Raw genomic sequence first — 10,177 nt, 5'->3', positions numbered from 1 at the left:
ACGCAGGATTCTTTAGTGACGAGGAACCCTCTTTTAAAGCTAGGTAATTATTTTTCCAACAAAAACTTGACACCGTCCATTCACTAGCATTAATTGACATTCTATAGAAAATAGTTTACTATTATCAAATATAAAAGTTTATATTGTATTAAGGAGGTTTTACTATGACGGACTCGCAACAAGAGTTAAAGCGTGGTCTTAAAAATCGCCACGTTCAATTATTAGCCATCGGTGGTGCCATCGGCACAGGTTTATTCCTTGGCTCTGGGCGATCTATTAGTTTAGCGGGCCCCTCTATCCTCCTCACGTATCTAATTACAGGTATTATCTGTTTCTTCATGATGCGTGCTTTAGGAGAGTTATTACTTTCCAATTTGAATCACCATTCTTTCATTGACTTTGTAGAAGAATATTTAGGTGATCGAGCAGCCTTCATTACTGGTTGGACCTATTGGTTCTGTTGGCTTTCACTGGCCATGGCGGACTTAACTGCGGTCGGCTTGTACATGCAGTACTGGATACCGTGGATGCCACAATGGATACCGGCCCTCATCGTACTAGGCATATTGCTAGTTATGAATTTGACAGCAGTCAAACACTTTGGTGAAATGGAATTTTGGTTCGCTTTAATAAAAGTAATTGCCATTGTATCACTCATCATCATTGGTATTATCATGATTCTTACAGGATTCACTACCAATGCTGGTGCAGCAGCCTTTGATAACCTATGGAATTACGGCGGTTGGTTCCCAAATGGAACAATGGGATTCATCTTGTCTTTCCAGATGGTAGTATTTGCTTTCACAGGCATTGAACTAGTAGGTCTCACAGCTGGGGAAACGGAAAATCCGAAAAAAGTTATCCCTATGGCGATTAACAATATTCCATTGAGAATTATTCTATTTTATATTGGATCTTTGGCGATTATCATGAGTATATATCCATGGATTGCGGTGGACCCAAATTCTAGTCCTTTCGTGGCTGTATTTAATGCAGTGGGTATCCTGGCTGCTGCGAGCATCGTAAATTTCGTTGTTCTAACATCCGCAGCATCTGCTACAAACTCTGGCATCTTCTCCACGAGCCGTATGATCTACGCATTATCCAAACGCGGACATGCGCCGAGTCGAATGAAACGATTAACGAACCATGCCGTACCGTATCAGGCAACACTATTCTCCGCTGCGGCCTTACTATTTACCGTAGTCTTAAACTATGTCATGCCTGAAAGTGTATTCATCATGATTACGTCCATCTCCACATTCTGCTTCATCTATATTTGGGCCATCATCGTCGTATGCCACCTCAAATATCGGAAACAACAACCAGAATTGGCGAAGCAATCTACTTTCAAAATGCCACTGTACCCATTTATGAATTACCTGATCCTAGCGTTCTTCCTATTCATCTTGGTCGTACTAGCATTACAAAGTGACACACGCATCGCCCTCATGTTTACACCATTCTGGTTCATCCTACTATGGGCCTTCTACTCCATGTTGGCACCTAGCGAAGATGAAGAAACAACAAAATAAACAAAAAAGGTGTGACCATCCGTCACACCTTTATCTTTTTCACAGAATGTGGTATACCATACGTAAGAAAAAGAAGAGCCACCAACGTGTCGAAGGTGTTAGGATCATCTCTCAAATACTAAAGTATATACGCCTAACGTATTAAGGCCTAAGAACCTTATGTCGTTAGACGTTATCATTAACTATTTGAACAAATCAATGATTTCACTAAGGAATGCAGTTATACGTAGTAGCCTTGTGGCGTTTCTTTATTACCTAAATAACATAAGTCTGAAAAGAGCACGACATGTTCCGGAGCAAACCTAACCACTGTATCAGTTTGCGTAGGAATGTGTCGTGCTCTTTCCTTTATACTATTCACGTAAATCGTCACAGGCTACATAGAATTACAAGAGACGATACATTATGAAATACCGTTTGTGAGGAGTATGCCGTGCTCTTCCCTTTGCATTATTTTATTAACAATGCCACAGGCTACATAGGATTACAAATAACTATCTTTCATCGTGAAAAATGATTTTATATTTGAAGTTCCTCTATACATAGTATATAATGTGTATTGTGTTTTAACATTGAGTGTAAATGTGTAAAGGAGTGTGTCTATGATTCTCTACAGTATTTTATTTTTCTTCGCTCTGCGACTGTTCTTCTTAAAATTATCTAAAACCAATGAACAACGTATTCTACAAGACGGTGGCACAGAGTATGGTGTAAAAACAACAAAATGCCTGACTATTGTGCATATCATCTATTACTTAGCTTGCGTAGCAGAAGCAATCTATTGTCAGACCACCTTCGATAGCCTATCCGCCATCGGACTCATCTTGATGATTTTTTCCATGATTATGCTCTATATCGTTACTCGACTATTAAAAGGAATTTGGACCATCAAGCTTATGATTGTAAAAAATCATCAATTTAACGACCATTGGCTATTTAGAAACGTAAAACATCCCAATTATTATCTAAACATTGGTCCCGAATTAATCGGTGTAGCCTTACTATGCCACGCTACTTATAGCGCTATAGTTTTATTACCTATCTATGCATGGATACTCTACCTTCGCATAAAAGAAGAAAACTACCTTATCCAGCATATCATACTACCAAACACAGAAAAAAGTCGGTAACCCCATTCCCCTCGGCGCCCCACACTGTGTATGAGTTCTTTCCCTAGGGCATCAAAATTAAACTATGCAAGAAACGAGCAACAATCCTTAAGATATACTGCTAATAATACTGCCCTTGTGGCGTTTCCTTACTAACTAAATACAACAAACACAAGAAGAGCACGGTGTGCCCCGAACAAACATTATGAAATACCGTTTGTGAGGGGTATACCGTGCTCTTCCCTTTGTCAGGTAATCAATCGCCACAAGATTTTATAGCAAAACAAGTAACACTCTCCCTCCTCGGCGCCCCCATCTGTGGATGAGTTCTTTCTCTAAGGCATCAAAATTAATCTACACAAGAAACGAGCAACAATTCTAGCAATTATACCGAATCGTAGAATAATCTTGTGGCATTATCATTGTCTAAATAAAACAACACTAAAAACGAGCAACATGTTCCGGAGCAAACCTAACCACTGTATCAGTTTGCGGAGGGATATGTTGCTCGTTTCCTTTGCAATCTAACAAATATGCCACAAGATTTCACAACATAATCAAATGTTGCTCGTTTCCACTATTTTAAACGCCGAAAGAACTCATACACAGCCAAAGCCGCTTTTTTGTTCATCCCTTCCACGCTCTCCAATTCTTCCAACTCCGCTACTCGCATAGCATCTAAATTCCCAAAATGCTTATACAGCGCTTTTCTTCGTTTCGGTCCTATCCCCTCAATATGGTCGAGAACGGATTCTAAGTTCCGCTTTCCACGCAATCTACGATGGTAGGTAATAGCAAATCGATGGGCTTCGTCACGTATTTGTTGGAGCAATTGTAATTCAGGCGTATGATGTTCTAGAATAATACTTTCCGATTCTCCTTCTATAAATACTTCTTCAATGCGCTTTGCCAAGGATATGACGGGCACATCGGTAACCCCCATAGCACGGATGACAGGCAATGCAGCATTTAACTGTCCTTTACCACCATCTATGATAATCAAATCTGGCATAGGCCAATCTTTTTCATTACCATAGCGCCGTTCCATAATCTCCGCCATGGATGCAAAATCATCAGGCTTCCCTTGTACTGTTTTCAATTTGAATCGACGATACTCTCGTTTCGCCGGTTTTCCACCTTCAAAGACAACCATGGACGCCACCGTTTCCGCCCCTTGCATATGAGAAATATCATAACATTCCATGCGCTCTGGCAATCGTGGCAAGTCAAGCACTTCCGCTAATTTTTTCACAGCTCCACCGGCTTTATCAATCGTATATTGCCACTGACGACGACGTTCTGCCAAAAAGTTCTGGGCATTTTCCTCCGCCATCTTGATGAGGTCTTTTTTATAGCCCCGTTGAGGTACAGATACGTCCACTTGTTGCCCTTTCATAGAGGTGAACCATTCACTAAACAGTTCACGGTCCACACTGTCCATGGGCAATAGCAATTCTTTAGGAATGAATGTAGAGCCTCCATAATACTGTTTAATGAACTCCGTCATCACTAGCTCTGGGCTATCTCCTTCATGTTGGACAAAGTAATTTTCTCTTCCCAATAAACGACCACTGCGAATGAAAAACAGTTGAATGCAAGCCATAGGCCCATCAATGGCCATGCCTAGTACGTCCATATCGCCTCGCTGTGTAACCATACGTTGCTTTTCTTGTACCTTTTGGATACTCAACAAGTCATCACGATACTTAGCCGCTAATTCAAACTCCAAGTCCTCTGAGCCTTGCTCCATCTTAGACGTAATCTCTTGGATGACCTTAACTTGTTTCCCTTCAAAGAGGGCTACAATATCATCAATATATTTACGATAGTCCTCCACCGTCACATACTTCATGCAAGGACCTTCACAATAGTGCATATGATATTGCAAACAAGGTCGTTCTACTTTCATGCTTTTACAAGTGCGTAGTGGATAATAGGAGCGCAAGATGCGTAGTACATGATGCACCGCTGTCACATCTGTGAAAGGCCCAAAATACTTGGCTCCGTCACGTTCTAAACGACGAGTCATAAAGAGCCGTGGAAAGTCCTCTTGTACAGTGACTTTCACGTAAGGATATGTCTTGTCATCTCGAAGCATAATATTGTATTTCGGGTGGTGCTCCTTGATTAAGGTCGCCTCTAAGATAAGTGCTTCCATTTCTGTTTTCGTTTGGATTGTTTCCACATCCCAAGCACGGCGCATCATGGCTGTCACTTTCACAGATCGATTCACATCTTGCTGCACATAGGACCGCACTCGATTGCGCAAGTTGATGGCCTTTCCTACATAGATGATGCGCTGATACTTGTCACGCCACAAGTAGACCCCCGGTGTGGTAGGCAGATGGCTTACTTTTTCCAGTATATACGCTTGCTGTTCCGCATCGCCCATCATCATATCTTGTTGACGAGACGGCTGAAAGTTCACTTCTTCTGCTTGCAATTGTCTGTCGATGGGATTCATGGTGTGTCCTCAGTGTGCAACGGATGCTGTTCCATATAGGCCCTAGTTTTCTCCAACACTGGACCTAAGAATTTGCCCGTATAACTTTCAGGTAAAGCAGCAATCTCCTCAGGTGTACCAGTGCCAACGATAGTACCGCCACGGAAACCACCTTCTGGACCTAAATCAATAATATGGTCCGCCGTTTTGATGACATCTAAATTATGCTCGATAACCACCACAGTATCACCACCATCGGTTAACTTTTGCAATACCTCTAAAAGCTTGCGGATATCTTCTACATGAAGGCCTGTAGTCGGTTCGTCTAAGATATATAATGTTTTTCCTGTACTGCGACGAGCCAGTTCAGTAGCTAGTTTCACCCGCTGTGCTTCCCCACCAGACAAGGTAGTTGCCGCTTGTCCTAATCGAATATAGCCTAGACCTACTTCTTGTAAAGTTACCAATTTACGGTGAATTTTAGGGATAGCACTAAAGAAATCTACCGCTTCATCCACCACCATATCCAATACATCAGCAATGCTTTTACCTTTGTATTTCACTTCCATGGTCTCTCGATTGTATCGAGCTCCTTTACATACCTCACACGGTACATACACATCTGGCAAGAAATGCATTTCGATTTTGATGATACCATCACCACGGCACGCTTCGCAGCGACCGCCTTTGACATTAAAGCTGAATCGCCCTGCTTTGTATCCACGAATCTTCGCTTCATTCGTTTGGCTGTATAACTCACGGATGGCATCGAAGACCCCTGTATAGGTGGCAGGATTCGAACGTGGTGTTCGACCGATTGGACTTTGGTCAATATTGATGATTTTATCCACATACTCTAAGCCACGAATCTCCTTGTGGGCTCCTACCTTATGATGACTTCTGTAGAGTGCATTGGCTACGCCTTTATATAAGATTTCATTGATTAGTGTAGATTTACCAGATCCGCTCACACCTGTTACAACTGTGAATAAACCAATAGGGAACTTTACGTTTACTTGCTTCAAGTTGTTCTCTTTAGCACCACGGATTTCTAAGCAGGCTTTCGTAGGCTTTCTACGTTCTTTTGGTAATGGAATATACTTTTGACCACTTAAATATTGACCGGTAATGGACTCTTTCACAGCCATCACCTCTGGTACTGTACCTTGCGCCACGATTTGACCACCATGTTCACCTGCCGCAGGTCCAATATCTACCAAATAGTCCGCTGCTAGCATCGTATCTTCATCGTGTTCTACCACGAGTAAGGTATTCCCTAAATCTCGCAAGCCTTTCAATGTTTCGATTAAGCGATCATTATCTCGCTGATGTAAACCGATAGACGGTTCATCTAGAATGTATAAAACCCCTACTAGGCCCGAACCAATTTGTGTGGCCAATCGAATGCGCTGCGCTTCCCCTCCAGATAAGGTGCCGGCACTACGATTCATGGTCAAATAATCTAAACCCACATTGTTCAGGAATCCTAGGCGAGCATTGATTTCTTTCAAAATTTGAGCCCCGATAAAAGCCTCTCGTTCCGTCAACTGTAGATTGCCAAAATAGTCCACCGCTTCACTAATCGTTAGCTGTGTCACTTCATCTATATTTTTTTCTCCTACACGGATGGCAAGGGATTCTGGCTTCAAGCGAGCCCCCTTACAAGCTGTACATGGTTTAATAGACATATAGGATTCAAACTCTTCCCGCATGCTATCCGTAGTGGCCTCTGCATGACGGCGTTTCACCATTGGCAAAATACCTTCATATTCGGTGTGGAATGTTTTCACCTCTCCACGCATATTTTCATAATCAAAGGTCACTTTCTCAGTACTACCATACATGACTTCTTTTTGTAAGGCTGTAGGCAATTCTGAAAAACTTGCTTCTAATGTATATCCATGCGCTTTCAACAAGCCCTCTAATTGACGCATGAACCACGCATTAGGATTCGAACTCAATGGGGCTACTCCCCCATCTATAAAAGGAACCGTTGGATCTGGAATCACTCTGTCCTCATCTACCTCCATCGTGCTACCTAAACCCAAACAGGATGGGCAAGCCCCAAAGGGACTGTTGAAAGAAAACATACGAGGTTCAATTTCTGGTAAGGAAATGTGACCATTCGGACAGGTAAAATGAACACTAAATTGGTGGGCTGGGCCATCTACCTCTTGAATGATGACAAAACCTTCTCCATGATGAATGGCCGTTTCCAGAGAATCTGTTAAACGGCTTTCTAAGCCTTCCTTGATCACGAGACGGTCTACAACAATTTCAATATTGTGTTTCTTATTTTTATCTAAGTTGATTTCGTCCTCAAAGGTATATATCTCTCCATTGATGCGAACGCGAGAAAATCCATTTTTACGGATTTGCTCTAAGATCTTTTCATGGCGCCCCTTTTTACCACGAACCACGGGAGCCATCACCATAATTTTTGTACGTTCTGGCAACTTCATGACAGAATCCGTAATTTGTTCAATCGTCTGTTGGGCAATCTCTTCTCCACAAGTAGGGCAGTAAGCTCGACCAATGCGAGCAAATAATAAGCGCAAATAGTCATAAATTTCTGTCACCGTTCCCACAGTAGAACGAGGATTTCGACTCGTTGTCTTTTGGTCGATTGAAATAGCCGGTGAAAGCCCCTCAATGTAATCTACATCAGGTTTATCCATTTGCCCCAAAAACTGGCGAGCATAGGCAGATAAGGATTCCACATATCTGCGCTGTCCTTCTGCGTAAATCGTATCAAAGGCTAGGGATGACTTGCCAGATCCACTTAGTCCTGTTAATACAATAAATTGATTTCTTGGTAGAGCCACGTCAATATTCTTCAAATTATGTTGACGGGCTCCTTTTATAATTAATTGATCTTTCAAAATAACTCCTATTCTTCATTCATGTCTGACCAAATTTGGCGCAATCTTCCTAATTCATCACGTAACTCTGCAGCTCGTTCAAATTCTAATTGTTTCGCCGCTGCTTTCATGAGGCGTGTGGTCTCTTCAATGGCATTGAACACATCTTCCTTCGTTTCGTACTGCGGTTTCTGTGAAAGTGGTTGCCCCCTTTCTGCCACCACTTCTGTGGGTGCTGTACTGTCATACACCACAGGACCATCTGCTTTAGGCTTACGACCTTTTTTAGGTGCAGCAACTTCGCCTTCTACTTTGGTCAACTCAATTAAGTCTTTCACTTCCTTGCGCACTGTACATGGTGTAATACCATGCTCTGTGTTGTAGGACTCTTGCAAAGCACGACGACGTTCTGTTTCATCCATCGCTCGTTGCATAGAGCCCGTGATGCGGTCCGCATACATAATCACTTTCCCTTTTTCATTACGAGCCGCACGACCTATGGTCTGAATCAAGGACGTATCACTGCGCAAGAAGCCTTCCTTATCTGCATCTAGGATAACCACTAAGGATACTTCTGGCATATCTAAGCCTTCCCGCAATAAGTTAATCCCTACAAGGACATCAAAGACACCGGCCCGTAAATCGCGGATGATATCGGCCCTCTCAATGGTTGCAATATCGGAGTGTAAATAGCGCACTCGAATACCCATTTCTTTTAGATAATTTGTTAAGTCCTCTGCCATTTTTTTCGTCAATGTAGTGACCAACACCCGTTCATCAGATTTTGCGCGGTCTTTGATTTCTCCTAGTAAATCGTCCATCTGCCCTTTGATAGGTCGGATTTCGATGATAGGGTCTAATAGGCCAGTAGGTCGGATGATTTGTTCTGCCACATTGGTCTGTACTTCCATTTCATAGGGCCCTGGTGTAGCCGATACATAGACGATTTGATTGATTCGTTCCACAAACTCTTCAAATTTTAAAGGCCGATTATCCGCCGCCGATGGCAAGCGGAATCCGTAGTCGATCAAATTATGCTTCCTAGCTTGGTCACCATTATACATGGCACGAATTTGTGGCAAGGTCACATGGGACTCATCGATAATAATTAGGAAATCATCTGTGAAATAGTCGATGAGGGTCATTGGCGCTTCGCCTGGTTGCCGGTTGGACAACAGACGGGAGTAGTTTTCAATGCCTGAGCAGTAGCCCATTTCCTGCATCATTTCAATGTCATATCGTGTTCGTTGTTCCAATCGTTGCGCTTCTAAAAGACGGCCATTTTCATTAAAGTATGCCAAACGTTCAGCCAATTCTGTCTCGATGCGCCCAATGGCAAGGTCTAACTTTTCCTTCGTCGTTACATAGTGAGAAGCTGGATAGATAGCCACGTGTTTACGCTCTACAATAACATCACCTGTAAGCACATCAATTTCCACTAAACGATCGATTTCATCGCCAAACATTTCTACACGAATGGCTCTTTCACTGGTGCCAGCTGGGAAAATTTCCAACGTATCCCCTTGTACTCGGAAAGTACCTCGCACGAAATTCATGTCGTTTCGAGTATATTGGATGGACACCAATTTACGAAGTATGTCATCACGGCTATATTCCTGACCTTGTCGCAATGATACACAGAGCGTACTATAGTCCTCTGGATCCCCTAAGCCGTAGATGCAGCTGACGGATGCAACGATGATTACATCTTTCCGTTCAAATAAGTTCATTGTCGCCGAGTGGCGCAGTTTATCAATTTCTTCATTGATGGATGCATCTTTTTCAATGTATGTATCAGTAGAGGCAATGTACGCCTCTGGTTGGTAATAATCGTAATAAGACACGAAGTATTCCACTGCATTCTTAGGGAAAAAGCTTTTGAACTCGCTCGCCAATTGGGCAGCTAATGTTTTATTGTGGGCAATGATCAAGGTCGGCTTTTGCACCGCCTCAATAAGCTTTGCCATAGTATATGTTTTTCCCGTACCTGTAGCACCTAGTAATACCTGTGCCCATTCCCCTCGTTCAATTCCCTCTGCCAAGGACTGGATGGCCTTTGGTTGATCTCCCATGGGAGAGTACGGCGCCTCTACTTGAAAAGGTATGCCTTCTTCAGGAAAATGATGCAATCCGCTCATAGTCCCTCCTTATATCTTCTATATTTATAAATGTGAAAGTTCACTATCAATTCCATATCTAGTAACTTCTATATTATACCATGAATGACTA

The 10,177-nt window shown here is 42.5% G+C and carries 5 protein-coding genes; 2 read left to right on the top strand and 3 right to left on the bottom strand.

What is annotated here, in order from left to right; translation table 11 throughout:
• Nucleotides 1-164 precede the first annotated feature (164 nt).
• Nucleotides 165-1,535, top strand: a complete 1,371-nt coding sequence (locus tag EO125_RS08020) for an amino acid permease (RefSeq protein WP_127148441.1) — start codon at nt 165-167, stop codon at nt 1,533-1,535.
• A 602-nt stretch (nt 1,536-2,137) separates the two neighbouring features.
• Nucleotides 2,138-2,665, top strand: coding sequence for an isoprenylcysteine carboxyl methyltransferase family protein (locus EO125_RS08015; RefSeq protein WP_127148440.1), 528 nt, complete (start codon nt 2,138-2,140; stop codon nt 2,663-2,665).
• 556 nt (nt 2,666-3,221) lie between these two features.
• Here the strand turns inward: EO125_RS08015 and uvrC are convergent.
• From uvrC to uvrB, 3 genes are all read right to left on the bottom strand, one after another.
• Entirely contained in the window at nt 3,222-5,036 is a 1,815-nt protein-coding gene (uvrC, locus tag EO125_RS08010) for an excinuclease ABC subunit UvrC (protein WP_127148443.1), read from the bottom strand.
• A 68-nt stretch (nt 5,037-5,104) separates the two neighbouring features.
• Nucleotides 5,105-7,969: an excinuclease ABC subunit UvrA gene (gene uvrA / locus EO125_RS08005; protein WP_127148439.1), complete on the bottom strand. Its 2,865-nt coding sequence runs from the start codon at nt 7,967-7,969 to the stop codon at nt 5,105-5,107.
• A gap of 8 nt (nt 7,970-7,977) precedes the next feature.
• Nucleotides 7,978-10,086, bottom strand: coding sequence for an excinuclease ABC subunit UvrB (gene uvrB / locus EO125_RS08000; protein ID WP_127148438.1), 2,109 nt, complete (start codon nt 10,084-10,086; stop codon nt 7,978-7,980).
• Between the last annotated feature and the right edge of the window lie 91 nt (nt 10,087-10,177).

The organism is Veillonella sp. VA139, from assembly GCF_003992005.1.
Classification (GTDB): domain Bacteria; phylum Bacillota; class Negativicutes; order Veillonellales; family Veillonellaceae; genus F0422.
Note: the sequence above shows the minus strand (reverse complement) of the source record. Positions and strands in the feature narration are given on the sequence as shown.